Source organism: Mesorhizobium sp. B1-1-6, assembly GCF_006443035.1.
Classification (GTDB): Bacteria; Pseudomonadota; Alphaproteobacteria; order Rhizobiales; family Rhizobiaceae; genus Mesorhizobium.
In genome coordinates, this window is the sequence record NZ_VFWR01000001.1 from 315,112 (window position 1) to 341,456 (window position 26,345).

Below are 26,345 nucleotides of genomic sequence, written 5' to 3' on the forward strand. Positions count from 1 at the left end.
CGCTACCGCTCCTGCTTCAGCGCGCTCTCGTGCCAGCGCCGTAAGATGAGATGCGAAATCAGCGACAGCACGAGGAAGATCAGGATGCCGGTCAGCGAGATCAGGAACAGCGCCGCGAAGAGCCTGGGCGCGTTCAGCCGGTAGCCGGCCTCGATGATGCGCGAGGCGAGGCCTGAAGACTGGCCGGTGGCGCCGGCGACGAACTCGGCCACCACCGCGCCGATCAGTGACAGGCCGCCGGCGATCTTCAGCCCGCCGAGGAAATACGGCATCGCCGCCGGCAGCCTGAGATAGCGCAATTGCTGCCAGCGCGTTGCGCCGTTGAGCTTGAACAGGTCGCGCAGATTGCGGTCGACCGAGTTCAGGCCGAGGGTGGTGTTGGAGAGGATCGGAAAGAAGGCGACGATCCAGGCGCAGAGCAGAAGCTTGGTCGTCTGATTGTCGACATAGATGTTGATCAGCGGGAAGATGGCCACGATCGGCGTCACCTGCAGCACTATGGCGAAGGGAAAGAACGACATCTCCACCCATTTCGACTGCGCGAACAGCACCGCCAGCCCGACGCCGCCGATGACGGCCAGGGCCAGGCTGAGGAAGGTGATGCGCAAGGTGACCAGCAATGCGGCGAACAGCAGACCGGCGTCGTTGTAGAGCGTCGCCAGCACCACACCGGGGCGCGGCAATATGTATTGCGGAATTTCATTCCATACGCAGATGCGGTCCCACAGCCAGATCGCCAGGACCATGATCGCCAGCGGCAGGACCCAGCGGCCGATCCGCTCGAGCCGCTCCTGGCGCGCGCGGCGTGCTTCCTCGGGGTCGAGTTTCAATGCACCGTCAATGGCCGTCATGATGCGAGCCTGCAATTGAGTTGATGGCCTTGACCAGCACGTCGGACGTCTGCCGGCACAGCGCCGCATAATCGGGTGAGGTGCGAAAGGCCTCGTCGCGCGGATAGGCCGCGTCAATGGCAAGCTCGTCGAAGATCCTGCCTGGCCGCGCCGCCATCACGACAACCCTGTTGGACAAAAACACGCTTTCGAAGACGCTATGCGTGACGAAGACGACGGTGAAGCGCTCGTCCTGCCACAACTCCAGCAGATCGTTGTTGAGCTTGAAGCGAGTGATTTCGTCGAGGGCCGCGAACGGCTCATCCATCAAAAGCACGCGCGGCTTGGTCACCAGGGCCCGTGCGATCGAGACGCGCATCTTCATGCCGCCCGACAGTTCGCGCGGCACCGCGTTCTCGAAACCGGTGAGATGAACCCTTGCCAGCATCTCGGTCACCACCGGTGCCGCCTTGGCGCGGCTGACGCCCTTCAGCCTAAGCGGCAGCCAGACATTGTCGAAAACGCTGGCCCAGGGCAGCAATGTCGGCTCCTGGAACACGAAGCCGATGTTCGAGCGGTCGAGCGAACCGCCCGCACGCCAGTCGAGCATGCCGGAGGTCGGCGTTGACAGGCCGGCGATCAGCCGCAGCGCCGTCGACTTGCCGCAGCCGGACGGCCCGAGCAGGCTGAGGAAATCCCCTTCCCGGATCGTCAGGTCGACGTCGGCGAGCGCCGTCACGCCATTGGAAAAGACCTTGCCGACGCCCCGCAGCGCCAACAATGCCGGAGCCGTGTCGGACCCGTTCGCCGGCGCCTGCGCTACCTGTTCCCGCATCATGCTGGGACGGCCTATTTCTTCAGCTCGAGCCCGACGCCCTTGTTGACGAAGGCCAGCGTGTAGGCTTTCGTGATGTCGATGCCGGCGAGCGTGACCTTGGCCTTGACCATCTTGTCGTAAAAACTCTTGATCCGCGCCTCGTTCATGGCGCCGATGCCGAGCTTCTCGGTGTCGCCGGAATCGGCTAGGCCGAACTTCTTCATCTGCTCGATTGAGAAAGCGATCTGCTCATCCGTCATGTCAGGATTGTCTTTCTTGATCATGTCGTTGGCGGCCTTGTTGTCGCCGTAGAGATATTTGTACCAGCCCTTGGCCGAGCCATCGACGAAGCACTGGACCACCTCCGGCTTCTTGTCGATGGTGTCCTGCATCACCTCGATCGTCGTCGAATAGGTGTCCCAGCCATAGTCGGCGAGCAGGAACTGGTTGGGCACGAAGCCGCCTTCCTTTTTGACCGCGAACGGCTCGGACGTGACATAGCCTTGCTGGATCGACTTCTTGTTGGCGAGGAAGGGAGCAGTGTTGTAGGTGTAGGGCACGCGCTTGGCCGCGTCGAAGCCGAGCTCGATGATCATCCACTGGAAGAAGGTCTGCGCGCCCTCGTCACCCAGAATGTACTGCTCGGCGTTCTTCAGGTCCTCCCATTTGTCCAGCCCCTCGCCGGGATGGGACATGATGACCTGCGGATCCTTCTGGAAGTCCGCCGCCACCACGCGCATCGGAATGCCTTGCTGGACGGCGTCGAAGGCCGACAGCAGGTTGCCGCCCATGTAGAAATCGATCTTGCCGGCCAGGAGCATCGGCCGGCCGCTGACCTGCGGGCCACCCTGCATGATGGTGACGTCGAGGCCGCAGGCGGCATAGGTGCCGTCGGCCACGGCCTGGTAGTAGCCGCCATGTTCCGGCTCGGCCAGCCAGTTGGTGCCGAAGGTGACTTTTTCATTTGCCGCGGCACCAAGCGTGCTCGCTGCAAGCACGGCCACCGCCGCTACCGACATCTTCAGTTTTCCGTACATCGACACCACCACCCTTTGTTTGCTCCGGCGCGCCACGCGCCAGGCTCGACACCAGAGATTCAAGAAGCAAGACACATGCCACCGGCGTCTCGCGCCGGGACCCGCCCGCCTGCACCACAGCCATCTGCGAACGCCGGAAAGGTCGTGCTGCACCGGAGGCATCGTGCCTATTTTTTAAACGCCTGTCCACAATCGCACCGGCGACATGCACCGCCATCTTGAAGCTGTGATGAATCCAGTCTTAGGCTGGCGGTATCCAGGAGATTGCCATGTTCAAGTTCCTCACCCCGAAGTCGATCAAGCCGCCTTTTGCTCGCTACAGTCACGGCGTCGAAGTGCCCCCGGGCAAGCGGCTGGTGTTGTGCTCCGGCCAGGTCGCGATCACGGCGGACGACCAGATCCCCGAAGACGCTGGCGCCCAGGCCGAGCTCTGCTTCAAGAACATCGCCGCGATCCTCGGCGAGGCGGGGCTGGGGCTCGGCAATATCGTTCGCATCAACGCCTATGTCACCGACCGCGCGCATCTGCGACCCTATATGGATGTCCGCGACCGGCTGTTTTCGAACCCAGCGCCGGCCTCGACGCTGATGATCGTCAGCGGATTTGCCCGGCCTGAATTCAAGGTCGAGGTCGAGGCCATCGCGGCCGGGTGATCGACACACCGCCTATCTCGCGGTAGGTCTCACCGTCCATCGAAGAGGCATGACATGACCGTAGCAAAAAGACGCGTGTGGTGGGGTGACTATCGGACCACCGAATATGCCTCGATCGATCCCGAAGCGACGATCGCCGTACTGCCGGTGGCGGCGATCGAGCAGCATGGACCGCATCTGCCTGTCTCGACCGACACCTCGATCATGAACGGCATGCTCGACACGGTGATCGCCCGCCTGCCCGACGATCTCGACATCCGCATCCTTCCGGTCCAGGCGGTGGGCAAATCGAACGAGCATCTTCACGCGCCGGGCACGCTTACTTTGCCGGCAACGACGCTGGCGGACGCCTGGACCGAGCTTGGCGTGTCGATTGCGCGGGCAGGCGTGCGCAAGCTGGTCGTCGTCAACTCGCATGGCGGCAACGAGGAGATCATGGGCATCGTCACGCGCGAATTGCGGGTGCGCGAAAAGATGCTGGCGGTGAAGACCAGTTGGCAACGCTTCGGCCGCCCGGCCGGCATGTACACCGAACTCGAGGACCGCCACGGCATCCATGGCGGCGACGTCGAGACCTCGCTGATGCTGCATTTCCGGCCGGATCTCGTCGACATGACCAAGGCCGACAATTTCGTCTCCAACGTCGCCAACGCGGAGCAGGAATTTTCGCTCCTGCGCCACACCGGCACCCACGCCTTCGCCTGGATCGCCAGCGATCTCAATCCGAACGGCGTGGTCGGCGACGCCAGCATTGCCACGGCTGAAAAAGGTCGGCTGACAGCGGAACATCAGGCTGATGGTTTCGTCAGCCTGCTTAGGGACGTACGCAAGGCGAAGCTCGCCGATTGGCTGAAGTAGCCTCTAGCCGTCGATCCTCAGTTCGAACGGGTTGCCTTCAAAGGCATCGGCGCCGCGCCCGATCGCTTCGATTGCCGCGATCATGCGGCCGTCTCGACCAAGCAGCGCGTCGGCCACCGCGATCAGCCGCGGATTGGGCGTCGCCGAAGGCGACAGCGTCCGCAACGTCCGAGCCAGTTCGGCCTCGTCGCGTTTCGGCGCCAGCGCGGCAGCGATGATATAGGCGGAGGCTGTCGAGCGGCTGATGCCGGCATAACAGTGAACGACCATCGGCCTTGCGCGGTCCCAGCGGCGCGCGAAATCGAGCAGATTGCGCACATGCTCCTCGCCCGGCATGGTCATGCCATCCTGCGCCGCCGCGATGTCGTGCATGACCAGGTGCAGATGGTTTTCCCTCATGATCGAGGCCGGGCGGAGCACATCGGTGCCGGCGGCCAACAGCGACAGCAGGCGCTCGGCGCCGGTCCGCGCCACTGTTTCCTCGACCTTTGCCAGCGAGCAGACATGAATCATGGTTCGATACCTTTCGCTCGATCCTCGCGCCGCGCCGCCCATTCGGCAAGGGCGGATTCGAGCCGCAGCCACTCCTCCTCGTTCCCCGGCAGGCCTGCCCGCAGGACGTGCGGGCGGTCGGTGAAATGGCGAAGCAGGATGCCGCGCTCGCCAAGCGCTGCAAACAAGCCGGCGGCATCCGGCAGGCTGAAATAGCGGAACAATGTGGTGCCGCCCGCGGCAGGCACGCCGAAGCGGCTGAACAGTCCGTCGATCCGAACCGATGCCTCCGCAAGCGATGCGCGCATCGCGTCCTGCCAGCCGATATCGGCAAGTGCGCGAATGCCATATTCCAGCGCCGGGCCGGCGACGGCCCAAGGTCCGAATTGCGTTTCCAGCCGTTGGGCCGTCGGCGCATCGGCAAGCGCGAATCCAAGCCGCAGGCCGGCCAGCCCAAAAAACTTGCCGAAAGAACGCAGCACGACGATGCCGCCCTGGCCGACATCGCCGGCAAGGCTGTGTTCGCGCGGGCCGACATCCATGAACGCCTCGTCGACGACCAGCAGCCCGCCCTTGGCGCGCAAACCGGCGGCCAGCGCCAGCAGCCGGTCGCGCTCGACGATGCGCCCATCCGGGTTGTTCGGGTTGACCACGACGGCAAGGTCGGCATCCGCCAGATCAGCGAAATCGCTGACTTCGATCACCTCGTGCCCCGCGATCGCCGCCGCGCGGGCATGTTCGGCATAGGTCGGCCCCAGTACGAGCGCCTTGCCCGGCGCGACCAGCGATGCCACGCGCGGCAGCAGGATCTGCGTACCGGGCGCAGCGACGACATTGGCTGGCGAGGGCGCACCATAGCTACTGGCCGCGATCGCCGTCAGCTCACGCGCCCGCCCCGCTTCCGGCAATCGCGACAGCGAGGTGGCGGGCAGCTCGAAAAGCGGGTAGGAGTGCGGATTGATTCCGGTCGAGAGGTCGACGAAAGGCTGGGGGACGTTGGGGAAAAGCGCCCTTGCCCGGCCGAGACTTCCACCATGGTCCACCGCTCCTTCAAGAAGCTTCATGTCAGTCCTGATCGCTTTCCTGTCATTGGCCATCGAATCCGCGCTGGGCTACCCCGACTGGCTGTTTCGCGCCATCGGCCATCCCGTGACGTGGTTTGGCAGGCTGATATCCTTTCTCGATCGCAGGCTCAACCGCGCCACTGATCCCGACGCACTGCGTCGCCAACGTGGTGTCCAGGCGCTTCTGGTCATCGTGCTGGTGCCGGCGCTAATTGGCCTGTGCGTGCAGATCCTGCTCTGGTTCATTCCCCTGGGACTGTTCATCACCGCCCTTCTGGCAACATCGTTCCTGTCGCAGCGGAGCCTTTATGAGCATGTCGAGGCCGTCGCCGATGCGCTCGACTCGGGCGGCCTCGACATGGGCCGCGCCGCCGTCTCGCGCATCGTCGGCCGCGATCCCGAAACCCTCGACAGGGCCGGCGTCTGCCGCGCGGCGATCGAGAGCCTGGCCGAGAATTTTTCCGACGGCATCGTTGCCCCCGCCTTCTGGACGGGCGTCGGCGGCCTCGCCGGCGGCGCCGCCTACAAGGCCGCCAACACCGCCGATTCGATGATCGGCCATCGCACGCCGCGCCACGAAACGTTCGGAAGGGCAGCCGCACGCTTCGACGATTGGATCAACCTGCCGGCGTCGAGGCTGACGGCGTTGCTCATCACGTTGGCGGCTTTCCTGGTGAAAGGCGCCGACGCGAAAGCCGCATGGCAGGCGGTGCGGCGCGACGCGAAAAAGCACCGCTCGCCCAATGCCGGCTGGCCGGAGGCGGCGATGGCGGGCGGGCTCGGCCTGGCCCTCGCCGGGCCGCGCAGCTATGGCGGCGTAACGGTCGACGACGCGTTCATGGGCGAAGGCGGCCGACGCGAAGCCGACAGCATCGACATAAGGCGGGCGCTGAAACTCTACCGCGTCGCCGATTATTTGCTGATTGCCCTGTTCGGCGTGGTTTCGGCGATCGTCATTCTGGCATGATCTCACCCCCCCCGTGAGTTCTCTCCCGAAGGGGAGGAAGGGAGCCGGGCTGCAACAGGTTCGCGCCTTTCCTCTCCCCCGTCGATCGGGGAGAGGTGGCTCGGCGAAGCCGAGACGGAGTGGGGGTCGACGAGCTCGGCAGTCGCGTTTCTCGCACCCGCCGGGTTGCGCCTGCCTGTCTACGGACCGCGCGTTCGATAACCGCCTTCCCCCAATCCGTCGCTGCTTCGCAGCGCCACCTTTCCCCCCTCCGGAGGGAAAGGAAGTGAGCCCCGCTGGGAGCGTTTGGCGACCAGACTTGAATGCTCATCCACAAAAGGGGACAAAAGCTCTCAAAACTCGATCCCTTGTTGCGCCTTCACGCCCGCCGCGAAGTGGTGCTTGGTCAGCCCCATCTCGGTCACCAGATCGGCCGCCTCGACCAGCGCCGGCTTGGCGTTGCGGCCGGTGACGACGACATGCAGGCCCTCGCGGCGCGCTTTCAGCGCGGCAACCACCTTGTCCAGATCGAGATACTCGTAGCGCAGCGCGATGTTGAGTTCGTCGAGCACGACGAGACTGATCGACGGATCGGCCATCAGCTCCAGCGCCTTGGCCCAGGCGGCCTCGGCCGCCGCGATGTCGCGCTTCAGATCCTGCGTCTCCCAGGTGAACCCCTGGCCCATCGCGTGCCAGACGACGCGGTCGCCGAAGGCGGCGAAGGCCTCCTTCTCACCCGTATGCCATTTGCCCTTGATGAACTGGACGACGCCGACGCGCTTGCCGTAGCCCAGCATCCGCAGCGCCAGGCCAAAGGCAGCCGTGGTCTTGCCTTTGCCCGGGCCGGTGTTGACGATCAGCAGCCCCTTTTCGACCGTCTTGCTCGCCACCTCGGCGTCTTGGACCGCCTTGCGCTTGGCCATCTTGGCGCGGTGGCGCTCTTCGTCCTTTTCGTCGATGTCGGTCATGTCACTTCACCTTGAGCGGCAGCCCCGCCACCATCAAAAGCACGGTCTCGGCAATCGCCGCGACCTGCTGGTTGAGCCGGCCGGCGGCGTCGCGGAACCGGCGCCCCAGCGCATTGTCGGGCACGATGCCTTGCCCGACCTCGTTGGATACCACGAACCAGGGTCCGCGCGGCCGCGACAGCATGTCAGCCAGCCGCCGACATTCGGCCTCTACATCATGATCGGCCAGCATGTGATTGGTCAGCCAGAGCGTCAGGCAGTCGACAAGGACCGGCTGGTCCTCCGGTAGGGCCTCGAGTGCACCGACAAGGCCAAGCGGTGCATCGATGGTCGTCCAGCCCTCGCCGCGCCGCGACCGGTGCAACGCGATGCGCTGCCGCATCTCGTCGTCATAGGCTTGCGCCGTGGCGATGTAGGTCCATGGCGAAGGCAAGGCCGTCATCAGCGTTTCGGCGTGCGCGCTCTTGCCGGAGCGCGCACCGCCGATGATGAAGGTCAGTCTTCCGCGATCAGGCAAAGCTGTCGCGCAGGCTCGTCGCGCTGCCGGTGAAGCGTCCGCGCACCACGCCGACGACAGCGCCGAGCACGAGCCAGAACACCAGGTTGGTTACGGTTACCGCCACCACGAACTGATGGTGCAGGCCTTCCGGAATCGGCGTCTCGAAACTGTCCGGCTGCGGCGCGCCGACAATATGCGGCGCGACGATCAACACCACGCCCAGAATCGCCAGCGGCAGTGATTTGCGGAAGGCGATCAGGGCAAGGCCGATCGCCGTCGCCGCCACCGTCGCCGTCCACCAGATCTGGCGTGGCAGAAGCTCGGCGGCAGGCATGGCCGGCAGTTCCGGCGGCAGGTCGAGGCCCGGCGCCAGCGTGAACACGGCAAAGCCGGCCAGTCCCCAGAACACGCCCTGGCGCCAGTTGCCGATGCCGCCGGCGAATTCCGAAACCGCGACCAGGACCAGCGCGAAGCCGATGCCGGTGACGATGTTGGCAAGCACGCTGAAGGCGAAGCGCTCGAAGCCGTCGGCCGGCGCCCAGCCTTCCTCTTCAGCCGGAACAGCTTCAGCGGCTGCCGGCGCGGCGGAGCTCATGGCATTGCCCGCCGGGGCGGCAGAGTTCATGGCGTTGTTGTCGGTCGGGGCCGGTGCGGTATGGTCGTGGTGGTGGCCGCCGCCGGCCTGTTCGTAGACTTCCGCCTTCAGGATCAACGGCACGGTGGCATAGGCCTGCATGCAGGCGAGAACGACACCGGCCACGAGCCCTGCGATCGCCGCGATGAACACGACGTTGCGAAACAGGTTCATGATGTCAAATCCCTATCAGTGGCAGGGAAACGCCATCGAGTGGCGATAGTCGTGGGCGGCATTGTGGACCGCATCGATATGCGAGAACCCGACAAAGCCGACAACGAAAAGGCCGAGCAGCGCCGCGAGCGCAAGCTGCATGAGGCGCGATTGCGAGGAGACGGAGGCGCCGAGAGAGACGGAAGCGGTATTCATGCCTTGTCCTTTCACCCTCCACCCGAGGGCATCGAAGTCAGTTTCCTGTCGCCGGCAGGTCTCCTGGCTCGCGGATCAGCGCCCTTCCCCACCTTCCCGAAGAAAATCTTCAGTGGCATATGGAGAGGACTACCGCACACAGTTGCGGGGGCAGCGACGGCTTTGGGCGACAGGTCAGCCCGCACCGCATTCCCTCTTGGTTCCAAACGGAACCGACGACAGACTGGACTATAGGCAGAATCGGCGCTCGCGGCAAACCAAATTCCGCCAGCAACCATCGCGAATACGCCGTGCTGTCCTGGAACCGCCGATGCCCCAATTGACAATCTTGCCGGCCAGGTGTCGGCTTGCGCGCATCACAGGAAGCCAGCCATGCAGCCCAGCTCGAGCAACCCCGCATCCCACAATGGTTTGACCCGGGCGGAAGCGACGTTGCCGTCGGCGGCCTATTGGGATGCAGGCGCCTATCAACAGGATCTCGACGCCATCTGGTATCGGAGCTGGCTGCTCGTCTGCCGCGAGGCCGAGCTGGCCCACCCCCTGGATTTCCGCACCTTCCGCGTCGGCACACAGGAGATCGTCTTGCTGCGCGACGAAACCGGCGAGTTGCGCGCTTTCCACAACACTTGCCGGCATCGCGGCTCGCAGCTCTGCCAGGTGAGCGAGGGCCGACTGAAGGCGCGACTGATCACCTGCCCTTACCACGCCTGGTCCTATTCGCTTCGCGGCGACCTCGTGCGCGTGCCGTCGAAATCGCTGCCGGACGGCTTCGACAAGGCCGATCATCCGCTTTATGGCGTCGCACTTTCGGTGTGGCGCGGCTTCGTGTTCATCAACCTGCAAAAGGATGCGGCCGGCTCGGCGCAGGCCTCCTTCGACCCCGCCTCCGGCAATCTTGGCAGTTGGCCGCTGGAGGCGCTGGTCACCGGCCATGCGCTGCGCAAGGTGATGAACTGCAATTGGAAGGTCTTTTGGGAGAACTTCAACGAGTGCCTTCATTGTCCTGGCGTCCACAAGGACCTGTCGCGGCTGGTGCCGATCTATGGCCGCGGCCTGATGAGCCGCCACGACGATCCCGAATGGACCCTCCACGCTGACAACGACGCGCCGGAGTTTTCCGGCGGGCTGCGCGCCGGGGCCGAAACATGGTCGCGCGATGGGCGGACGCACGGGCCGGTCTTCGCCGGCCTGACACCGGCTGAGCACGCCGCCGGCCAGACCTACGTCACCAGCCTGCCCTCGATGTTCATCGTCGGTCATGTCGACTATGTCAGAACCGTGCGGCTGGCGCCGCTCGGACCAGAGCAGACCGAATTGACCGCCGAATGGCTGTTCGCGCCCGAGGCGCTCGCCGCGACCGATATCGACAACATCGTCGGATTCGGCACCCAGGTGCTGGAGGAGGATGCCGCGATCTGCGAGGTCAACCAGAAAGGGCTGCGCTCCATGCGCCATAAGGCCGGCGTGCTGATGCCGGAGGAGTACGACCTCCACCGCTTCCACGATTGGGTACGCGAACGACATGCTGCGCTTGCGCCGTAAGCTTCACAGCGACTTCGGCAGATACCGCCAGGTGACATAACCGCAGACCGCCGCAAGCAGGCCGAGCGTGACGAAAACCGAGCCCAGTCCGAAAAAGGCCAGCACCACCGAGTAGACCAGCGGCGGCGTCAGTTCGGAAAAGTCGAGATAAGTGCGGTAGACCGCAGCCATCTGCGCCCGCTCATAAGAGCGGACCGAGCGCATGAAGGCGGTCGAGCCCAGCGCGTCGAGCGCGATGGTGAAGAAGGCGCCGCACAGCAGGAAGGCGCCGGTGACGAGCGGCGCGCTTTCGCCGACGGCACCCGCCGCCAGCAGCACCACCGACATGGCGAAATAGGCAAAAGTCATGGTCCTGCGGCCGCCGAAGCGCTTGCCGGCCTTGCCCCAGAAAATCGCCATGAACAAAAGCGCGTTGCCTGCCGAAACCAGAATGCCGCCGGCAAGTTCGCCCTCACCGGTGATGACCATGAACAGCGGGCCATAGACGAAAAATGTCGTCCAGAAGCAGGAGCGGCCGAAGGCGATCAGCCAGGCCAGCCTCAGCCTCGGCTGCGCGACGAAGCGGCCGATATTGGCTAGCGGGTTGACCGGGCGCGTCTTGCCCGGCCGGATCGAGGGATTGTCGCCGAGCCGGTAGGTCCAGAACAACGCCAGCAGGGCCAAGGCGAATACGGCGACCGCGCCATGCGCGGCATAGATGCCGAAGCGTGTGTAGAGAAAGATGCCGAGCGTCGGCCCACCCGTCCAGGCAAACATCGACCACGCCATGCGCAGCGATTCGGCCTGCATGAAATCGGTCTTGCGGATGTGGTCCATGATGTAGAGGTTGAGCGTGATCGACAGCGCGCTGGCGCCCATGACACGGCACAGCATACCGGCCAATTGCCCGGCGAGCGTATGCGTGACGAAGAACAACGAGCCGATCGCCAGCAGGCAGGCGCCCGCCGTGTAGACCCAGCGCCGTGCGAAGCGCTGGATCAGCATCGGCATGAACAGGGTCACCGACAGGCCGAGCATCGCCACGATGGTGTAGAGGATCGAGACGATCTGCTCGTTGTGGAGGATTTCGTAGGCCTGGATCGGGATGACGCTCGACACCGTGGCGCGAGCGAAGGATTCGACCGCGTAGAGCGAGGCGAAGGTGCGGGCATCCGCGGCCTTGAGGGCCGGTAGCCAGATCGGATGGCGCACATGCGTGGACATTGCTTCCCCAAAGCAGAATCAGCAGCCAATCTGCGGCCATCAGTTCGCGACCGGTAACAGGAAACCGACGTGCCCCGGATAAAAACGAAGCCGGTCAAAGGCTTTCCGGTGCTGGCCTAAAGGGGTGCCTCATGCAGCGCCGGCTGACTGTCTGTATCGAAGCTCACGGCCTTCTTTTGTCCGGCGTAACCGTGATAGTCCTCGTGCGGGGCTGAATCAGATCGCGAGACCATGAGCATCCAGACGCCGACCATGCCCACAGCGGAGTTGCCGAGGACCAAGCGCATCGTCGCCATCGACATGCTGCGCGGCATCGCGCTGATCGCCATGGCGAGCTACCATTTCACCTGGGACCTGGAATTCTTCGGCTACACCGATCCCGGCCTGACCGCCTTCGGCTGGTGGAAGTTCTATGCTCGCTGCATCGCCTCGACCTTCCTGTTCCTGGTCGGCGTCAGCCTGTATCTCGCCCATGGCAAAGAGATCCGCTGGAACGGCTTCTGGAGACGCTTCGCCATGGTCGCCGGAGCGGCGATCGCCATTTCGGTCGCCACCCGTATCGCCACGCCGGACGGGTGGATCTTCTTCGGCATCCTGCACCAGATCGCGCTGGCGAGCCTGCTCGGGCTGGCATTCCTGCGCCTGCCGGCGCTGCTCACACTGCCGATCGCCGCGGCGGTCATCGCCATTCCCTTCTATTTTCGGCTGGAATCGTTCGATCACCCCTGGCTGTGGTGGGTCGGGCTTTCCGCGGTCAACCCACACTCCAACGACTATGTCCCGCTGTTCCCGTGGTTCGGTGCGGTGCTTGTGGGCCTCGGAGCGACCAAGCTTGCCTCCGGCTTCGGCGCCTTGGCGCGCCTGGCAGATGTGGCGCCCGGGCGCTGGTCCAACCCGCTGGGCTTCATCGGCCGGCACAGCCTGGCCTTCTACCTCATTCACCAGCCGCTGCTGATCGGCAGTGTCTGGTTGTTCTCGCAAGCAATGCCGGCCAAGGTCGAAACCCCGCAGGTGAACTTTCTCAAGACCTGCCAGATCTCGTGCGAGCAGCAGCGCGACAGCAAGTTCTGTTCGAGCTATTGTGGGTGCATGCTGGACACGCTGGAGGGCGAGGCAACGCTTGATCGGCTCTACAAGAACGACCAGACCGCCGAATGGAGAGCGCATCTGGCGGATCTCGCCGGCACCTGCACGGCCCAGACCGACAGCAAGATGACGGAGGAAGGTGTCGAATGACCGAGACCCCGCCCAAACCTGGGCTGATACCGTGGCCGCCGCTGATCTACATCGCCGCCATCGCCATCAGCATCGCGCTCGGCTTGCTTTTTCCCCTGCCCTGGATCGGCGACCTCCTGGGCGACCTCCTCTACGCGGCCGGCTGGGTGGCGCTGTTCGGCGTCGCCGCACTCTGGTTCACCGCCATCCGCACCATGACGCGGGCCAAGACCACGCTCAACCCCAACGCCGTGCCGGACCATTTGGTCACCACGGGTCCTTTCGGCATCACCCGCAATCCGATGTACCTCGCCAACACGCTGCTGTTGATCGGCGTTGCCTTCATCTCCGGGATCGTCTGGTTCCTGCCGCTCGCCTTCGTCGCCGCCTTCGTCACGCAGAAGGTCGCGGTGGAAAAGGAAGAAAAGATGCTGTCGGCAAAGTTCGGCAAAAAATACCGCGACTATGCCAAAAGAGTGCGGCGCTGGATTTGAGCATCTGAACGCCGGCTGCCAGAGCCATATCGGGAAGATAACGGTTTCCGATTTGTGGCGGAGACCAACAATTTGTCGATGTCGGCGCCGCCCCTCACCTGCCTGCCGGCATCCTCTCCCCGTATAGTGACGGGGAGAGGGGCGCTGTCATCAGCGGTTTCGCCAGCCACCAGCGTTGCAGGAAAGAGACCGAGATCACGGTCAGCCCCCTTCTCCCCGTCACTATACGGGGAGAAGTGCCCGGCAGGGCGATGAGGGGCGGCGCCGACTCTAAAGCGATTGTCCTGCCTGGAAGGCCGCTACGTATTAACCCCGAGCTCCACCAGCCGCTCAACGCAGGATTCCTCGGCCTGGTCGAGTTCGGCCAATGTCTCCTCGAGGTCGCGGCGCTTTTGCCTCAGATCCTCGCGCTTTTCCTCGATGCGCTTGATCATCAGCTTGAGCTGGCCGACCTCGCCGGGCGGTTCCTTGTACATCTGGATGATTTCGCGGATCTCGTTGATCGAGAAGCCGAGCCGTTTTCCGCGCATGATCTGCCGGATCAAGTGTCGGTCGGATGGACGAAACAGCCGCGTGCGGCCCCGCCGCACCGGCTGCACCAGTCCCTCGTCCTCGTAGAACCGCAGCGTCCGCGTCGACACGTCGAATTCGCGCGTCAGCTCGGTGATCGAATAATATTCCCGCATTCTCGCCCCATAGCCGGAGATTGGCGACTGCTGCTCTCCGTCCGCGGCAGACCTGCCGGAATCGGCCGCAGTCTGCCTGTCGCCGAGCCTCGCACGGCATTTACGTAAAAGTCAATTGAGCCGGATCAATGGACGCCGAACCACCACGTGGCAAGGCCCAGAAAAGCGAAGAAACCAACGACGTCGGTGACCGTGGTGACAAAGACCGCCGAAGCGACCGCGGGATCGACCTTGAAGCGGTCGAGCAGCAGCGGGATCAGGATGCCGGCAAGGGCCGCAACGAACATGTTGATGATCATGGCCGCGGCGATGATGCCGCCCAGATTGGCATCGCGGAACCAGACGGCGGCTACGATGCCGATCAATATGGCGAAAACGATGCCGTTGATGAAGCCCACGCCTATCTCGCGGCGAATGATGCGGCCGGCATTGTAGATGTCGAGATCCCTTGTCGCCAGCGCCCGCACGGTGACGGTCATGGTCTGCGAACCGGCATTGCCGCCCATCCCGGCCACGATCGGCATCAGCACGGCGAGCGCCACGATGCGCTCGATCGTGTGGTCGAACAGGCCGATCACCGATGCCGCAAGGAAGGCGGTCAGGAGATTGACAAGCAGCCATGGCACACGCGAACGCGAGGTCGAAAAGATGCTGTCGGAAAGCTCTTCGTCGCCGACGCCGCCCATGCGCAGGAGATCTTCCTCGGCTTCCTGCTGGATGACGTCGACGACGTCGTCGATGGTCAGCACGCCGACCAGCCGCTCGTTCTCGTCGACGACGGCGGCCGACAGAAGGTCATATTGCTCGAACTCCCGCGCGGCCTCTTCCTGGTCCATCGTGGCCGGAATGGCGTGCCGCGTCTCATGCATGACCTCCTCGACCTTGACCGAGCGCTTGGTGCGCAGGATCTGGTCGAGGTCTATGGCGCCAAGCAGCTTGAAGCTCGGGTCGATGACGAAGATCTGGCTGAAGCGGTCGGGAAGGTTCTTGTCCTCGCGCATGTAGTCGATGGTCTGGCCGACCGTCCAGAACGGCGGCACCGCGACGAACTCCGTCTGCATGCGCCGCCCGGCGGTCTCCTCGGGGTAGTCGAGCGAGCGACGTAGCCTGATGCGCTCGGTAAACGGCAGCTGCGACAGGATCTCGTCCTGGTCCTCCGGTTCGAGGTCCTCGAGGATGTAGACAGCGTCGTCGGAATCGAGTTCCTGCACCGCCTGGGCAATCTGCGCGTTGGGCAGATTGTCGACGATGTCCATGCGGATCGCCTCGTCGACCTCGGTCAGCGCGGAAAAATCGAAGTCGGCCCCCAAAAGCTCGACAAGGGCGCGCCGCTGGTCGGGATGCAGCGCCTCGATCAGGTCGCCCATTTCAGACTGGTGCAGGTCGTCGACCTCACGCTTGAGCGTGAGCGTATCGCGGTCGGCGATCGCCGCGCCGATCTGGGCGAGAAAGGACGAAAGGACAGCGCCGTCCTCACCGTAGATGTCGGCGCGGTGTTCGTCAGCGCCCCCAGCGCCGGTCGTCCGTTCGTCCTGGCCTTCCACCAGCGCCTCCCGCCATTGCAATCCTGGAAAAGGTGCGTCTCAGGTCTAGAACATCGGACCCGAAAGTGGAAACCGGTTTCGGGAAAATCCGACGCCCAAAAAGAAACTGGCGTAACGCGCGGGAATATCAAACGAAATGCGCGGTGCCCGTAGGGCTGGAGGTGCCGCTACAAATCAGATTCTGGGGAGAGAGAATGGTGCGGTCGAGAAGACTCGAACTTCCACGGGTTGCCCCACAGCGACCTCAACGCTGCGCGTCTACCAATTCCGCCACGACCGCACGTGGTAGGAGCCGGAACCGACCGGCTCGCGGCGTGTAGCAAATCGTTTCCGGCGAAACAAGTGCGCCCCGAGCATTTAATCGCTGGGAATTGCCATAACGGATCAAAGCGCCAAAATGCGCCGCGAACTGGACGTTTCGGCCCGATATCGCCATATGGAGTACAACAAGGGACACCCCATGCCAGAACGCAGCCAGATCGCCACGTCGTTCCTGCCTTTGCCCGGTTCGGCGCCCGTCGAATGGGCGATCGAGCCCGGCCTCACCGCCTATCCCGAGGCGCTTGCCTTCATGGAGGCGCGCGCCGAAGCGATCCGCAGCGGGGCCGCCGGCGAGATGGTCTGGCTGGTCGAGCATCCGCCGCTCTATACCGCCGGCACCAGTGCGCGCAGCGAGGACCTGATCGACGCCAACCGGTTCCCGGTGTTTTCGGCCGGCCGCGGCGGCGAATACACCTATCATGGGCCGGGCCAGCGCGTCGCCTACGTCATGCTCGACCTGAAACGCCGCCGCGAGGATGTGCGCGCCTTCGTCGCCGCCCTCGAACAGTGGATCATCGGCACGCTCGCCGCCTTCAACGTCAATGGCGAGCGCCGTGAGGATCGCGTCGGCGTCTGGGTGGTGCGGCCCGATCGCCCTGCCCTGCCGGACGGCTCTGCCGCGGAGGACAAGATCGCGGCAATAGGTATTCGGCTCAGGCGCTGGGTGAGTTTTCACGGCATCGCCATCAATGTCGAGCCGGACCTCGGCCATTTCAGTGGTATCGTGCCGTGCGGCGTGCAGGACCACGGCGTCACCAGCCTTGTCGATCTCGGGCTGCCGGTGACGATGGCCGATCTCGATCTGGCGCTGAAATCAGCGTTCGAGGATGTCTTCGGCCCGGCTACGGCCTTGCCCTTGGAAACAGCCCGCGAGGCCGGCTGAACGCTTCCCGGACAGCTCAGATCAGCCGTGCCGACGCCCAGAGCACTCCATAACCGTGGATGACGAACACCGCCAGCAGCGCGCCGGCGATGACGAAACGGTCGGCCGTGCGGATCGGCTTCAGTTCGTGGCGCGGCCTCACCCCGCTGCCCGCTGTCAGAAGGCTGAGGATTGCAAAGACCGCGCCGGCCGCGAGCAGAAAGCCGATGGAAAAGCCGGCCCGCCAGCCAAGCGCCAGGAACGCCGAGAGCAGGAAGAAGGAGGCCAGCGCCAGCGCGACCGGCCCCGGGCAGATCTGGCGCAGCACCTGGCCGCCATCGAATTTCCACACCGGCACCAGATTGGCGATGTTGAACAGGGCAGCACAGCCCGCCAGTGTCGCCAGCAATGTCGCGGCAAGCCAGTGCCCTTCCGCGCTTGCAAACGTGCTGCCCATCATCGCCAACGGCACCAGGAAAGCAGAGAACCCGGCGCCCATCAGCGCCACGAACGCAACTTCGAAACGGCTGTCATAGGGCCGGCCGCCAATGGCGAGGCCGCCGAGCAGCGGGATGAAGATCATGCGCGCCCTGCGGTGGCCCATCAGGCGGAATGCCGCCATGTGGCCGAGCTCGTGCAGGGCGACAACGGAAGTCAGGATCGCGGCCAGAGCAAGCCCGCCGCGGTGAAGCCCGAAGAACGGCCACAGGATGAATGCCGAGAGAGCGGCGAAGCCGAGCTGACTCAGCGGATGTTCGAACCAGCCGCCCTTGCGATACCGCCCTGTCCTGGCCCAGCCATCCAGCTTGGCGAGTTCGCGGCGCATGGCGAAATAGCGGAACGCCAGGAAGGCCACGCCGCGGTAACGGTCGGTCTGGGTGAGCGTAACCCGGGTGGCCTCGCCAATCGAGACCAACTGCGCGGTTTCCCGATAATGCGCCCAGAAAGACGGATCGAGCGCCGTGTCCTCGATGACGCGCATCGAAAAGCACCTGCCATGCACGACATTCTCGAGCAGGGCCTTGCGTTCGATCGGCAGGCCGTCCCGGCCCTCCCAGGACATTCTGGTGCGGACCACTCCCTCGCCCAGCATCTCCGCCGAGAGGATTTCGCCGGACCAGCCGGCATTGCTCCCGAGCGGCCACAGCGCCTGCCACAGACGCTGCCGGTCGGCCGCGACCGTGCGGCTGAGCCTGATTGTGCGCAAACCAAGCGGCACGCTCATCAGGAGAAAAATCAGCCCTAGATTGCTGGCCACGAGGAAGGCGGCGACGATGGGCGACACGCGGCGCTCCTGCTTTCAGGAGCGACACCCTAGCGCCATGGGCGGCAAGAAAGGCTTAACGGCAAAGCGGACTTTCGTCCGCCGGAACAGCGACGGCAGACACTGTCACCTCACATGGCTCCGATCCAGATCGCCATGGAAATGAGGAAGGTGCTCATGCAAACCAGCGAGATGACATCCTGAACCAGATCGGTCATAACTCTCTCCTGTTGTTGATATGTTCGCAATTTGTTCTAATTTTGTTTCAAAGTCAACGAGCGGAATCCGTCCGCTGCCGGAATTTTCGAGCGATCAAACCGGCAGGGTTAAGAAAAGGTTGACGGCGCGGGACCTATCAACAGGTCAGGAAGATGTCGGCGACGCTATCGTCAGTTAGCGTATGGGATGAGCGCCTGCTTGCACTCAACGTCAGTCGAGACAATAGTGGGTAAGCTAAGACTGCCGAGTGATGGACGTGAGGCAACACCAAGGCGCCAATCAAGCTGATCGCTGGCGAAAGCGCATGAGGCAAGGCCACCGGTGGCGCCTCTCGCGCAGCTTTGTAACCTGGCTGCTCATCCTGGTGATGATCGCGATCTCTTCCACCCTGATCGCACTGAAGGCTCATTGGCGGTTCTGATCCCGGAGGGATCAGTATCCCCGACGGGAAACTAAACCCGCGGAAATCTCGCTGGACGTTGTTAAGGTTGGACCCAATCTCGCAGCGGACATCAGAGTTCTACAGCGGCACCACCTTGCCCTCGGCCAGGGTGACGCGCCGGTCCATGCGCGCTGCCAGCTGGTGATTGTGGGTGGCGATCAGCGCCGCGAGGCCCGATTGCCGCACCAATGCCTCCAGCGCCTCGAACACATAGGAAGCAGTGACCGGGTCGAGATTGCCGGTCGGCTCGTCCGCCAGCAGCACCAGCGGCGCATTGGCGACCGCACGCGCGATTGCCACGCGCTGCTGCTCGCCGCCCGACAGTTCGGACGGCCGGTGCGATGCACGCTTGCCGATCTGCATGTAGTCGAGCAGCTGCGCCGCGCGCTCGGCCGCCTCCTTGCGCGGCAGACCTTTGATGAGCTGCGGCATCATGATGTTTTCCAGCGCCGAAAACTCCGGCAGCAGATGGTGGAACTGGTAGACGAAGCCGACATCGTTGCGGCGGATCGAGGTGCGCTCGTCATCGGATAGCCGGCCGCAGGCCCGGCCGGAGAGAATCACGTCGCCGGCGTCGGGCCGTTCCAAGAGCCCTGCCGTATGCAGCAGCGTCGATTTGCCGGTGCCGGACGGCGCCACCAGCGCCACCATCTCGCCGCGCTTCAGCGAGAAGTCCGCACCGTTCAGAATGGTGAGCTTGCGCGGCCCCTGGACATAGTGCCGCTCGACGCTCTTCAACTCGATAATGGCCTGCGCCATCATTCGTACCTCAGCGCTTCGACCGGATCGAGGCGGGCCGCCCGCCATGCCGGAAACAACGTCGCCAGGAAGGACAGGCCGAGCGCCATGATGACGACATAGGTCGTCTCGCGCGGATCCATCTTCGCCGGCAACTGGCTGAGGAAATAGAGCTCCGGATTGAACAGCACCTTGCCGGTCATCCAGGAGAAGAACTCGCGGATCGATTCGATGTTGAGGCAGATGATCACGCCGAGCAGCACGCCGGCGATGGTGCCGGTGACGCCGATCGCCGCGCCCGTCATCAGGAATATGCGCAGGATGGCGCCGCGCGAGGCGCCCATGGTGCGCAGGATGGCGATGTCGTGCCCCTTGTCCTTCACCAGCATGACCAACCCGGAGATGATGTTGAGCGCCGCCACCAGCACGATCAGCGTCAGGATCATGAACATGACGTTGCGCTCCACCTGCAGGGCGGAAAAGAAGGTCTCGTTGCGTTGCCGCCAGTCGACGAGGTCGATGGGTCGCTGCGCCGCTTCTTCCACCTTCGGCTTCAGCGCGTCGACATCATCGGGATTGTCGACATAGATCTCGATCGTCTGCGCCCGTCCGTCCATGTTGAAATAAAGCTGCGCTTCCGAGAACGGCATGTAGACGATGGAGGCGTCATATTCCGACATGCCGACTTCGAAGATCGCCGCGATCTTGTAGCCCTTCATGCGCGGCGTCGTGCCGAGCGGCGTCACGTCGCCGTCCGGCGAGATGAGCGTGATCGTGTCGCCGAGCGCCAGGCCGAGATTCTCCGCCATGCGCTTGCCGATGGCGACGCCCTCGCCCGTGTCGAAATCGGCGATCGAGCCCTGCTTGATGTTGCTGGCGACGATGGCGATCTTGCCCAGGTCCTCGCCCCTGATACCGCGCACCAGCGCGCCGGAGCCGCCGCCGACATTGCCTTGCGCCAGCACTTGGCCGTCGATCAGCGGAATGGCGTATTTGACGCCGGCCACGCCGTTGATGCGGCCGGCGACCTGCGCATAGTCCTCAAGCGGCGAATCCAGCGGCTGCACGATCAGATGGCCGTTTACGCCGAGAATGCGGGTGAGCAGCTCGGCCCTGAACCCGTTCATGACGGCCATCACCACGATCAGCGTCGCCACCCCCAGCATGATGCCGAGGAAGGAGATCGAGGCGATGACCGAGATCACCGTCTCCTTGCGTCGCGAGCGCAGATAGCGCCACGCCACCGTGCGTTCGAAGATGGAAAACGGTCCGGCGCCTGCCGGTCTCGCTGCCGCCGCCTCGCTCATGCGGCGGCACCGAAGCGTTTTTTCGCATCGGCGATCGGCAGCGTCACGCGCTCGCCGGTCTTGCGGTTCTTGATCTCGACCTCGCCGGCGGCCACGCCGCGCGGTCCGACGATCACCTGCCAGGGCAGGCCGATCAGGTCGGCGGTGGCGAACTTGCCGCCCGGCCGCTGGTCGGTGTCGTCATAGAGCACATCCTTGCCGGCGGCAGTGAAAGCTGCGTTGAGTTCATCGCAGACACGGTCGCAATCGGCATCGCCGGCTTTCATGTTGATCAGGCCGATGTCGAACGGCGCCACCGCTTCCGGCCAGATGATGCCGTTCTCGTCATGGCTGGCTTCGATGATCGCCGCAACCAGCCGCGACGGGCCGATGCCATAGGAACCGCCGGAAGCGAAATGATCCTTGCCGTCGGGCCCGGTCACCTTGGCGCCCATCGGCTTGGAGTATTTCTCGCCGAAATGGAAGATATGGCCGACTTCGATGCCGCGCGCCGAAACCTTGTCGCTGTCGGGAACCTCAGCCCAGGCCGCTTCGTCATGCATTTCGTCGGTCGCGGCGTAAGGCGTCGTCCAGGTCTTGACGATGCCTGATATCTCGGCGTCGTTGGAGAAATCGGTGTTGGCTCCGGGCACGCCGAGCGACAGATAATCGCGATGGCAGAACACCTGGCTCTCGCCGGTGTCGGCCAGGATGATGAATTCATGGCTGAGATCGCCGCCGATCGGACCGGTGTCGGCCCGCATCGGGATCGCCTGTAGGCCCATGCGGGTGAAGGTCCGGAGATAGGACACGAACATCCTGTTGTAGGCGGCTCTCGCGCCTTCGAAGTCGAGATCGAAGGAGTAGGCATCCTTCATCAGGAATTCCCGGCTGCGCATGACGCCGAAGCGCGGCCGCACCTCGTCGCGGAACTTCCACTGGATGTGGTAGAGGTTGAGCGGCAAGTCCTTGTAGGACTTTACATAGGCGCGGAAGATCTCGGTGACCATTTCCTCGTTGGTCGGGCCGTAAAGCATGTCGCGGTCCTGGCGGTCCTTGATGCGCAACATCTCCTTGCCGTAGTCGTTATAGCGGCCGCTTTCGCGCCAAAGGTCGGCCGACTGGATGGTCGGCATCAGGATTTCCAGCGCGCCGGCGCGGTTCTGTTCCTCGCGGATGATCTGGCAGACCTTGTCCAGGACCCGTTTGCCCAGCGGCAGCCAGGAAAAACTGCCCTGCCCCTGCTGGCGGATCATGCCGGCGCGCAGCATCAGCCGATGCGAGACGATCTCCGCCTCGCGCGGATTCTCTTTGAGGATGGGCAGGAAATAGCGCGACAAACGCATGGACTGGTCCGTGAATGAGGAGGCCGCGCCAGAATCGGTGCGACGCAGGCTTGCTTGCCCCGGCTTCATAGCCATTTCATGGCGCAATGGGAACCCGGACGCATCGACCCGGAAATCGGAAATTCAGCTTACGAACGGCGTGGCGCGCGGAATGAAAACGTTTTGAGCACCCCTCGCGCGCGCCGCGAATGCTGGACGATCGAAGGAGCCACGGTTGCATAAAACGCCCGGCTGGTGGTTTCCCAAGCAAAGCCTGCCGTACTATTGTGCAGTGCAGCACGAGAATGCCCGTTTCAAGGCAAAATTCTTCGTGACATTTTCATTTCCGTTGGGCTAATGTGCCCCGATAACCGAGAGAGCAGAGAAAAATCTGTTCTCCTACGCGGTCAAAGTCTTGGGAGGATGCGATCTAGGCGCGGTTACTCGCTGCCGCCGGAAACCGGAAACAGATCGGACGCGTTTAAATTGCAAGGCCTTGTGCCTTGCATTTTTTTTGTGCAATCACCTGCTTAGCGCAATGCGTTGCCAAACCACCTTACCCTGCGTCATGATTTTTGAAGCCTGAACAGATGAGCCGGCGCCGAATGGCGGCATGACCTCGCCCGAAGCGCAAGAGCCGGTTTGAATGCTGCTATTTTGCCGTGGCCTGGCCGAATTCCGGCACGATGTGCGGGATGTCGTTGAGGCTATATCCCAGCCCGTGCGTCAGGCCGTAGAAAATGCCCATGAGCACCGCCGTGGCGACGGTGGTGCGGATCACCGCACGCAGCATATGTGGTCCGCGCGGCGCGCTAGGCACCGTGCCCAGCGTCACGTCACGATCGTCATCCTGCGTCCTGACGCTGAACGGCAGAACGGCAAACAGCACCACCCACCAGGTCGCGAAAAACAGTGCGGTGAACGAAACCCAGCTCATGGTTGCTCCAGTTCGATCAGCGTGCCGAAGAAATCCTTCGGATGCAGGAACAGCACAGGCTTGCCATGCGCGCCGGTCTTCGGCTTGCCGTCGCCCAGAACCCGGGCGCCGGCCGCCTGGAGCCGGTCCCGCGCGGTAAGGATATCGTCGACCTCATAGCAGAGATGGTGCATGCCGCCCGACGGGTTCTTCTCGAGGAAAGCCGCGATCGGCGAACCCTCGCCGAGCGGCTCCAGCAACTCGATCTTGGTGTTGCCGACATTGACGAACACCACGGTGACGCCATGCCCGGGCAGCGCCTGTGGTTCGCTCACTTCGGCGCCTAGCGTGTCGCGATAGCAAGCGACAGCCGCAGCCAGATCCGGCACCGCAAGCGCGACATGGTTCAGGCGTCCAAGCATAGAGCGCTCCGCTTTAGGGGAGTAAGGGAGTAGGGAAACAAGACAGAAGAAAAGCAACGGCTCATTCTCCCCTACTCCCCTACTGCCTTATTCCCCTATTCCCTATTCGTCACCGCGTGACAAATACAGTCACCAGCGGTTTCTTGCCCCAGGCTTCGTTGGCGGCGCCACGTACGGCACGGCGTACCGCCTCCTGCACCAGATCGAGGTCTTTTCGGCGCTGACGGGGGATGGAGTCCACCGCGCCGATTGCCGCATCGATCATCAGGTCCTCCAGCGTCTCGCCTCTGGCGTCGGCCTCGGCGACGCCGATTGCGACCAGATCGGGATCGCCGGCGAGCTCATACTTCTCGTCCAGCACCACATTGACCGCGACATGGCCGGCAAAGGACAGTTTGCGACGGTCGCGAATGCCCATCGCCTGGTCGGTGCCGATCAACCTGCCGTCCTTGTAGATGCGGCCGAACGGCACCTGGTCGATGATCGTGGCAGGGCCGGGAGCAAGCCGCAGCATGTCGCCGTCGCGCACCTGCGCCACCTGGCCGATGCCCGACGTCGACATCAGCGAGCCCTGCGCCACCAGATGCGCGGCCTCGCCATGCACTGGAACGCCGATCTGCGGCCGTACCCATTCATACATCTTGCGCAATTCGCTGCGCCGCGGATGGCCGGAGACATGAACCAGCGCATCGCCGTCCTCGATGATCTTGATGCCGAGATCGACGAGGCGGTTCTTAATTTCGAGGATCGCCTTCTCGTTGCCGGGAATGGTGCGCGAGGAAAACACCACCGTGTCGCCGGCCGTCAGCGACACCGACTTCATCTCGTCGCGCGAGAGCTTGGCAAGCGCCGCCAGCGGCTCGCCCTGGCTGCCGGTGCAGATGACGACCAGGTTTTCGCGCGGAATGAAGCCGAAATCCTCCTCGGCGATGAACTCAGGCAGACCGTCCATGTAGCCGAGTTCGCCGGCGACATCGATGACGCGCTTCAGCGACCGGCCGAGCACCAGGCACTGACGGCCGGCATCGCGCGCCGCCTTGGCGATGGAAACGATACGGCCGACATTGGACGAGAAGGTGGTGACGGCGACGCGGCCCTTGGCGGCCTGGATAACCCCTTTCAGCCCCTCGCCGACCGCGACTTCCGATGGCGATTCGCCTTCGCGCATAGCATTGGTCGAATCGCAGACCAGCGCCAGCACGCCCTTGTCGCCATAGGCGCGGAACCGTGCTTCGTCGGTCTTGGGTCCGATCGTCGGCGCCGGGTCGATCTTCCAGTCGCCGGTGTGGATGACGGTGCCTGCCGGCGAGGTGATGGCCAGCGACATCGGTTCGGGAATCGAATGCGCGACCGGGATCGCCTCGATTTCGAACGGACCGACAGTGAATTTTTCGCCCGCGCGGTAGATGGTCAGCGGGATCTTCGGCGCGCCCTGCTCGCCCTGGCGCTTGGCTTCCAGCAGCCCGGCGCTGAACGGCGTCATCCACACCGGCGCCTTGAGCCTCGGCCAGATATCCAGCAGCGCGCCATAGTGGTCCTCATGCGCGTGGGTGATCACGATACCGCGCAAATTGGCGATGTTCTCTTCGATGAAGCGCGTGTCGGGCAGGATCAGGTCGACGCCCGGATGCGCCGCGTCGGGAAAGGTGACGCCGACGTCGATGACGATCCATTCGCGCGCGCTCGGCGGACCATAGCCGTAGAGAGCGAAGTTCATACCGATCTCGCCGACGCCGCCCAGCGGCACGAAGACGAGTTCGGCGTTTTCCGCTTTCGCCATGATTTTTTCCTTCCTGGCCCTCAGGCCAAGCCATTGAAGCAATTCCGGGAAAAGTCTGTAACGGTTTTCCGTCTGGAATTGCGCAAAAACAAAACTATACCCGGGCGGATGCGACCGCGCCGAAATGCACATCGCCGGCGGCGATCGTCAAAACCGAGCCCTCATCGTCGCGGATCACGAAACGGCAGTCCTCGTCAATGGTCTCGAACACCCCGCGCACCACATTACCGTCAATTCTGACAGCAACCTCGCCGCCAAGCCCTGCCGCGCGTGCCAGCCAGCGCCGCCTGACGGCGGCAAGTCCGCGCCCGTCGTCCCACAGGCGGGCATTCTCGCTCCAGGCATCCGACAGAGCCAGGAACAGCGTTTCGGCATCGCATGCCGCACCCAATGCGTGAAGCGACGTCGCGGGATACGGCAAATCCTCAGGGTATGCCACAACATTGACGCCGATGCCGACCGCCACCGCGAAACGGCCGCCGTCCAGCATGGCCGATTCCAGCAGAATGCCGGCAAGCTTGGCGCCGGAGGCGAGCACGTCGTTCGGCCATTTCAGCTCGAAATGGTTCTTGCCTTCATTGCCGCCGTCGAGGCCGATGGCGATCCGGCCCGCCGGCACCACGGCATCGAGCGCATCGGCCAGCGCCAGGCCGGCGACGAAACCGAGCGTCGCGGCGAGTCGAAGCTCGCCCCCGGTGAGGACGAGCAGCGTCGCCGCCAGATTTCCCTCGGGTGTCGCCCAGACGCGGCCGCGCCGCCCGCGCCCGCTTTCCTGTTTCTTGGAAACGACCCACAATCTGCCGGGGTCGCCGGCCCGGGCGTGATCCAGCGCCAGCGCATTGGTGGAGCCGACGCTGTCATGCGCCTCCAGCCGGAATCCTTCCGACGCCGAGGTTGGAGCCAGCCGAAATGCCATCCC

At 63.9% G+C, this 26,345-nt stretch carries 27 protein-coding genes, 1 tRNA gene and 1 riboswitch; of the genes, 7 read left to right on the forward strand and 21 right to left on the reverse strand.

The genetic code is table 11. The features are described 5' to 3' along the window. Positions 1–2 precede the first annotated feature (2 nt). From FJ979_RS01495 to FJ979_RS01505, 3 genes are read right to left on the reverse strand one after another with little or no spacing between them, the layout of a single operon-like run. The gene (locus tag FJ979_RS01495; protein ID WP_140579838.1) at positions 3–851 is read right to left on the reverse strand and encodes an ABC transporter permease; all 849 of its coding nucleotides are present in this window, start codon (positions 849–851) and stop codon (positions 3–5) included. Continuing rightward, positions 838–1,668 carry an ABC transporter ATP-binding protein gene (locus FJ979_RS01500; protein WP_140495612.1) on the reverse strand — a complete coding sequence of 277 codons (831 nt, stop codon included), beginning with the start codon at positions 1,666–1,668 and terminating at the stop codon, positions 838–840. The genes FJ979_RS01495 and FJ979_RS01500 overlap by 14 nt, the downstream gene beginning before the upstream one ends. Positions 1,669–1,679: 11 nt before the next feature. Next, a complete protein-coding gene (locus tag FJ979_RS01505; protein ID WP_140579839.1) occupies positions 1,680–2,684 on the reverse strand; it encodes an ABC transporter substrate-binding protein in 1,005 nt (334 codons plus the stop codon). Between the two features lie 269 nt (positions 2,685–2,953). Here FJ979_RS01505 and FJ979_RS01510 point away from each other — a divergent pair, with 269 nt between their 5' ends. Together FJ979_RS01510 and FJ979_RS01515 are read left to right on the forward strand one after the other, a co-directional pair. Further along, positions 2,954–3,337: a RidA family protein gene (locus FJ979_RS01510; RefSeq protein WP_140555017.1), complete on the forward strand. Its 384-nt coding sequence runs from the start codon at positions 2,954–2,956 to the stop codon at positions 3,335–3,337. A 54-nt stretch (positions 3,338–3,391) separates the two neighbouring features. Then, a complete protein-coding gene (locus FJ979_RS01515; protein ID WP_140547725.1) occupies positions 3,392–4,195 on the forward strand; it encodes a creatininase family protein in 804 nt (267 codons plus the stop codon). Positions 4,196–4,198: 3 nt separating this feature from the next. Here FJ979_RS01515 and FJ979_RS01520 read toward each other — a convergent pair whose 3' ends face one another. Together FJ979_RS01520 and cobD are read right to left on the reverse strand one after the other, a co-directional pair. Continuing rightward, positions 4,199–4,708, reverse strand: coding sequence for a tyrosine phosphatase family protein (locus tag FJ979_RS01520; RefSeq protein WP_140559591.1), 510 nt, complete (start codon positions 4,706–4,708; stop codon positions 4,199–4,201). Then, positions 4,705–5,751: a threonine-phosphate decarboxylase CobD gene (cobD, locus tag FJ979_RS01525; RefSeq protein ID WP_140579840.1), complete on the reverse strand. Its 1,047-nt coding sequence runs from the start codon at positions 5,749–5,751 to the stop codon at positions 4,705–4,707. The genes FJ979_RS01520 and cobD overlap by 4 nt, the downstream gene beginning before the upstream one ends. Between cobD and cbiB the strand changes: the two genes are divergently transcribed. Further along, positions 5,750–6,718, forward strand: coding sequence for an adenosylcobinamide-phosphate synthase CbiB (cbiB, locus tag FJ979_RS01530; protein ID WP_140495606.1), 969 nt, complete (start codon positions 5,750–5,752; stop codon positions 6,716–6,718). The genes cobD and cbiB overlap by 2 nt on opposite strands. Before the next feature lie 332 nt (positions 6,719–7,050). Here cbiB and cobO read toward each other — a convergent pair whose 3' ends face one another. From cobO to FJ979_RS01550, 4 genes are read right to left on the reverse strand one after another with little or no spacing between them, the layout of a single operon-like run. Further along, positions 7,051–7,665 (reverse strand): cob(I)yrinic acid a,c-diamide adenosyltransferase, encoded by a 615-nt coding sequence (gene cobO, locus FJ979_RS01535; RefSeq protein WP_140579841.1) that lies wholly within the window; start codon positions 7,663–7,665, stop codon positions 7,051–7,053. A gap of 1 nt (position 7,666) precedes the next feature. Then, the gene (gene cobU, locus FJ979_RS01540; RefSeq protein ID WP_140521135.1) at positions 7,667–8,182 is read right to left on the reverse strand and encodes a bifunctional adenosylcobinamide kinase/adenosylcobinamide-phosphate guanylyltransferase; all 516 of its coding nucleotides are present in this window, start codon (positions 8,180–8,182) and stop codon (positions 7,667–7,669) included. Beyond that, positions 8,175–8,972, reverse strand: a complete 798-nt coding sequence (locus FJ979_RS01545) for a CbtA family protein (protein ID WP_140579842.1) — start codon at positions 8,970–8,972, stop codon at positions 8,175–8,177. Before FJ979_RS01545 ends, cobU begins: the two co-directional genes overlap by 8 nt. 15 nt (positions 8,973–8,987) lie before the next feature. Then, on the reverse strand, positions 8,988–9,167 hold the full coding sequence (locus FJ979_RS01550) for a CbtB-domain containing protein (RefSeq protein ID WP_140579843.1): 180 nt from the start codon (positions 9,165–9,167) through the stop codon (positions 8,988–8,990). 35 nt (positions 9,168–9,202) lie between these two features. After that, a riboswitch (cobalamin riboswitch) is annotated at positions 9,203–9,399 on the reverse strand. Between the two features lie 140 nt (positions 9,400–9,539). Here FJ979_RS01550 and FJ979_RS01555 point away from each other — a divergent pair. Then, the gene (locus FJ979_RS01555; protein WP_140579844.1) at positions 9,540–10,709 is read left to right on the forward strand and encodes an aromatic ring-hydroxylating dioxygenase subunit alpha; all 1,170 of its coding nucleotides are present in this window, start codon (positions 9,540–9,542) and stop codon (positions 10,707–10,709) included. A 3-nt stretch (positions 10,710–10,712) separates the two neighbouring features. Here FJ979_RS01555 and FJ979_RS01560 read toward each other — a convergent pair whose 3' ends face one another. Beyond that, a complete protein-coding gene (locus tag FJ979_RS01560) occupies positions 10,713–11,912 on the reverse strand; it encodes an MFS transporter (protein ID WP_140495600.1) in 1,200 nt (399 codons plus the stop codon). Between the two features lie 231 nt (positions 11,913–12,143). Between FJ979_RS01560 and FJ979_RS01565 the strand changes: the two genes are divergently transcribed. Further along, positions 12,144–13,148 (forward strand): DUF1624 domain-containing protein, encoded by a 1,005-nt coding sequence (locus FJ979_RS01565; protein WP_140516397.1) that lies wholly within the window; start codon positions 12,144–12,146, stop codon positions 13,146–13,148. Further along, entirely contained in the window at positions 13,145–13,621 is a 477-nt protein-coding gene (locus FJ979_RS01570; RefSeq protein WP_140516398.1) for an isoprenylcysteine carboxylmethyltransferase family protein, read from the forward strand. Before FJ979_RS01565 ends, FJ979_RS01570 begins: the two co-directional genes overlap by 4 nt. A 299-nt stretch (positions 13,622–13,920) precedes the next feature. Here the strand turns inward: FJ979_RS01570 and FJ979_RS01580 are convergent, their stop codons facing one another. The 3 genes from FJ979_RS01580 to FJ979_RS01590 form a co-directional block, all read right to left on the reverse strand. Beyond that, on the reverse strand, positions 13,921–14,307 hold the full coding sequence (locus tag FJ979_RS01580; protein WP_006203215.1) for a MerR family DNA-binding transcriptional regulator: 387 nt from the start codon (positions 14,305–14,307) through the stop codon (positions 13,921–13,923). 125 nt (positions 14,308–14,432) lie between these two features. Beyond that, entirely contained in the window at positions 14,433–15,851 is a 1,419-nt protein-coding gene (gene mgtE, locus FJ979_RS01585) for a magnesium transporter (protein WP_140521139.1), read from the reverse strand. A gap of 195 nt (positions 15,852–16,046) precedes the next feature. Further along, a tRNA-Leu gene (locus tag FJ979_RS01590) sits at positions 16,047–16,131 on the reverse strand. Positions 16,132–16,311: 180 nt separating this feature from the next. On the opposite strand from FJ979_RS01590, the gene lipB reads away from it, so the two are divergent. After that, complete coding sequence (lipB, locus tag FJ979_RS01595) at positions 16,312–17,055, forward strand: lipoyl(octanoyl) transferase LipB (protein WP_140516401.1); 744 nt, start codon at positions 16,312–16,314, stop codon at positions 17,053–17,055. Positions 17,056–17,071: 16 nt separating this feature from the next. Here the strand turns inward: lipB and FJ979_RS01600 are convergent, their stop codons facing one another. The 8 genes from FJ979_RS01600 to FJ979_RS01635 all read right to left on the reverse strand — a co-directional run bounded on the left by FJ979_RS01600 (position 17,072) and on the right by FJ979_RS01635 (position 26,342). Next, positions 17,072–18,319 (reverse strand): site-2 protease family protein, encoded by a 1,248-nt coding sequence (locus tag FJ979_RS01600; protein WP_140516403.1) that lies wholly within the window; start codon positions 18,317–18,319, stop codon positions 17,072–17,074. Between the two features lie 718 nt (positions 18,320–19,037). Next, positions 19,038–19,721 (reverse strand): ABC transporter ATP-binding protein, encoded by a 684-nt coding sequence (locus FJ979_RS01605; protein ID WP_181165304.1) that lies wholly within the window; start codon positions 19,719–19,721, stop codon positions 19,038–19,040. Further along, entirely contained in the window at positions 19,718–21,004 is a 1,287-nt protein-coding gene (locus FJ979_RS01610) for a lipoprotein-releasing ABC transporter permease subunit (protein ID WP_140516404.1), read from the reverse strand. Before FJ979_RS01610 ends, FJ979_RS01605 begins: the two co-directional genes overlap by 4 nt. Then, positions 21,001–22,329, reverse strand: a complete 1,329-nt coding sequence (proS, locus tag FJ979_RS01615; protein ID WP_140495593.1) for a proline--tRNA ligase — start codon at positions 22,327–22,329, stop codon at positions 21,001–21,003. The genes FJ979_RS01610 and proS overlap by 4 nt, the downstream gene beginning before the upstream one ends. A 631-nt stretch (positions 22,330–22,960) precedes the next feature. Beyond that, the gene (locus FJ979_RS01620; protein ID WP_140495592.1) at positions 22,961–23,245 is read right to left on the reverse strand and encodes a DUF1467 family protein; all 285 of its coding nucleotides are present in this window, start codon (positions 23,243–23,245) and stop codon (positions 22,961–22,963) included. Then, a complete protein-coding gene (mce, locus tag FJ979_RS01625) occupies positions 23,242–23,646 on the reverse strand; it encodes a methylmalonyl-CoA epimerase (RefSeq protein ID WP_140495591.1) in 405 nt (134 codons plus the stop codon). Before mce ends, FJ979_RS01620 begins: the two co-directional genes overlap by 4 nt. A 109-nt stretch (positions 23,647–23,755) precedes the next feature. After that, a complete protein-coding gene (locus FJ979_RS01630) occupies positions 23,756–25,426 on the reverse strand; it encodes a ribonuclease J (RefSeq protein ID WP_140495590.1) in 1,671 nt (556 codons plus the stop codon). A 94-nt stretch (positions 25,427–25,520) separates the two neighbouring features. Continuing rightward, complete coding sequence (locus FJ979_RS01635) at positions 25,521–26,342, reverse strand: biotin--[acetyl-CoA-carboxylase] ligase (RefSeq protein WP_140579845.1); 822 nt, start codon at positions 26,340–26,342, stop codon at positions 25,521–25,523. Between the last annotated feature and the right edge of the window lie 3 nt (positions 26,343–26,345).

What these genes read in the sequence shown, in the direction of transcription:
- FJ979_RS01550 (WP_140579843.1), bottom strand. Translation starts at nt 9,167, where the DNA reads ATGAATACCGCTTCCGTCTCTCTCGGCGCCTCCGTCTCCTCGCAATCG.
- FJ979_RS01620 (WP_140495592.1), bottom strand. Translation starts at nt 23,245, where the DNA reads ATGAGCTGGGTTTCGTTCACCGCACTGTTTTTCGCGACCTGGTGGGTG.
- FJ979_RS01610 (WP_140516404.1), bottom strand. Translation starts at nt 21,004, where the DNA reads ATGAGCGAGGCGGCGGCAGCGAGACCGGCAGGCGCCGGACCGTTTTCC.
- FJ979_RS01505 (WP_140579839.1), bottom strand. Translation starts at nt 2,684, where the DNA reads ATGTACGGAAAACTGAAGATGTCGGTAGCGGCGGTGGCCGTGCTTGCA.
- FJ979_RS01630 (WP_140495590.1), bottom strand. Translation starts at nt 25,426, where the DNA reads ATGGCGAAAGCGGAAAACGCCGAACTCGTCTTCGTGCCGCTGGGCGGC.
- cbiB (WP_140495606.1), top strand. Translation starts at nt 5,750, where the DNA reads ATGTCAGTCCTGATCGCTTTCCTGTCATTGGCCATCGAATCCGCGCTG.
- cobO (WP_140579841.1), bottom strand. Translation starts at nt 7,665, where the DNA reads ATGACCGACATCGACGAAAAGGACGAAGAGCGCCACCGCGCCAAGATG.
- FJ979_RS01500 (WP_140495612.1), bottom strand. Translation starts at nt 1,668, where the DNA reads ATGATGCGGGAACAGGTAGCGCAGGCGCCGGCGAACGGGTCCGACACG.
- FJ979_RS01495 (WP_140579838.1), bottom strand. Translation starts at nt 851, where the DNA reads ATGACGGCCATTGACGGTGCATTGAAACTCGACCCCGAGGAAGCACGC.
- FJ979_RS01510 (WP_140555017.1), top strand. Translation starts at nt 2,954, where the DNA reads ATGTTCAAGTTCCTCACCCCGAAGTCGATCAAGCCGCCTTTTGCTCGC.
- lipB (WP_140516401.1), top strand. Translation starts at nt 16,312, where the DNA reads ATGCCAGAACGCAGCCAGATCGCCACGTCGTTCCTGCCTTTGCCCGGT.
- FJ979_RS01545 (WP_140579842.1), bottom strand. Translation starts at nt 8,972, where the DNA reads ATGAACCTGTTTCGCAACGTCGTGTTCATCGCGGCGATCGCAGGGCTC.
- FJ979_RS01570 (WP_140516398.1), top strand. Translation starts at nt 13,145, where the DNA reads ATGACCGAGACCCCGCCCAAACCTGGGCTGATACCGTGGCCGCCGCTG.
- FJ979_RS01515 (WP_140547725.1), top strand. Translation starts at nt 3,392, where the DNA reads ATGACCGTAGCAAAAAGACGCGTGTGGTGGGGTGACTATCGGACCACC.
- FJ979_RS01635 (WP_140579845.1), bottom strand. Translation starts at nt 26,342, where the DNA reads ATGGCATTTCGGCTGGCTCCAACCTCGGCGTCGGAAGGATTCCGGCTG.
- FJ979_RS01560 (WP_140495600.1), bottom strand. Translation starts at nt 11,912, where the DNA reads ATGTCCACGCATGTGCGCCATCCGATCTGGCTACCGGCCCTCAAGGCC.
- FJ979_RS01565 (WP_140516397.1), top strand. Translation starts at nt 12,144, where the DNA reads ATGAGCATCCAGACGCCGACCATGCCCACAGCGGAGTTGCCGAGGACC.
- FJ979_RS01605 (WP_181165304.1), bottom strand. Translation starts at nt 19,721, where the DNA reads ATGATGGCGCAGGCCATTATCGAGTTGAAGAGCGTCGAGCGGCACTAT.
- FJ979_RS01580 (WP_006203215.1), bottom strand. Translation starts at nt 14,307, where the DNA reads ATGCGGGAATATTATTCGATCACCGAGCTGACGCGCGAATTCGACGTG.
- mce (WP_140495591.1), bottom strand. Translation starts at nt 23,646, where the DNA reads ATGCTTGGACGCCTGAACCATGTCGCGCTTGCGGTGCCGGATCTGGCT.
- FJ979_RS01520 (WP_140559591.1), bottom strand. Translation starts at nt 4,708, where the DNA reads ATGATTCATGTCTGCTCGCTGGCAAAGGTCGAGGAAACAGTGGCGCGG.
- cobD (WP_140579840.1), bottom strand. Translation starts at nt 5,751, where the DNA reads ATGAAGCTTCTTGAAGGAGCGGTGGACCATGGTGGAAGTCTCGGCCGG.
- proS (WP_140495593.1), bottom strand. Translation starts at nt 22,329, where the DNA reads ATGCGTTTGTCGCGCTATTTCCTGCCCATCCTCAAAGAGAATCCGCGC.
- FJ979_RS01555 (WP_140579844.1), top strand. Translation starts at nt 9,540, where the DNA reads ATGCAGCCCAGCTCGAGCAACCCCGCATCCCACAATGGTTTGACCCGG.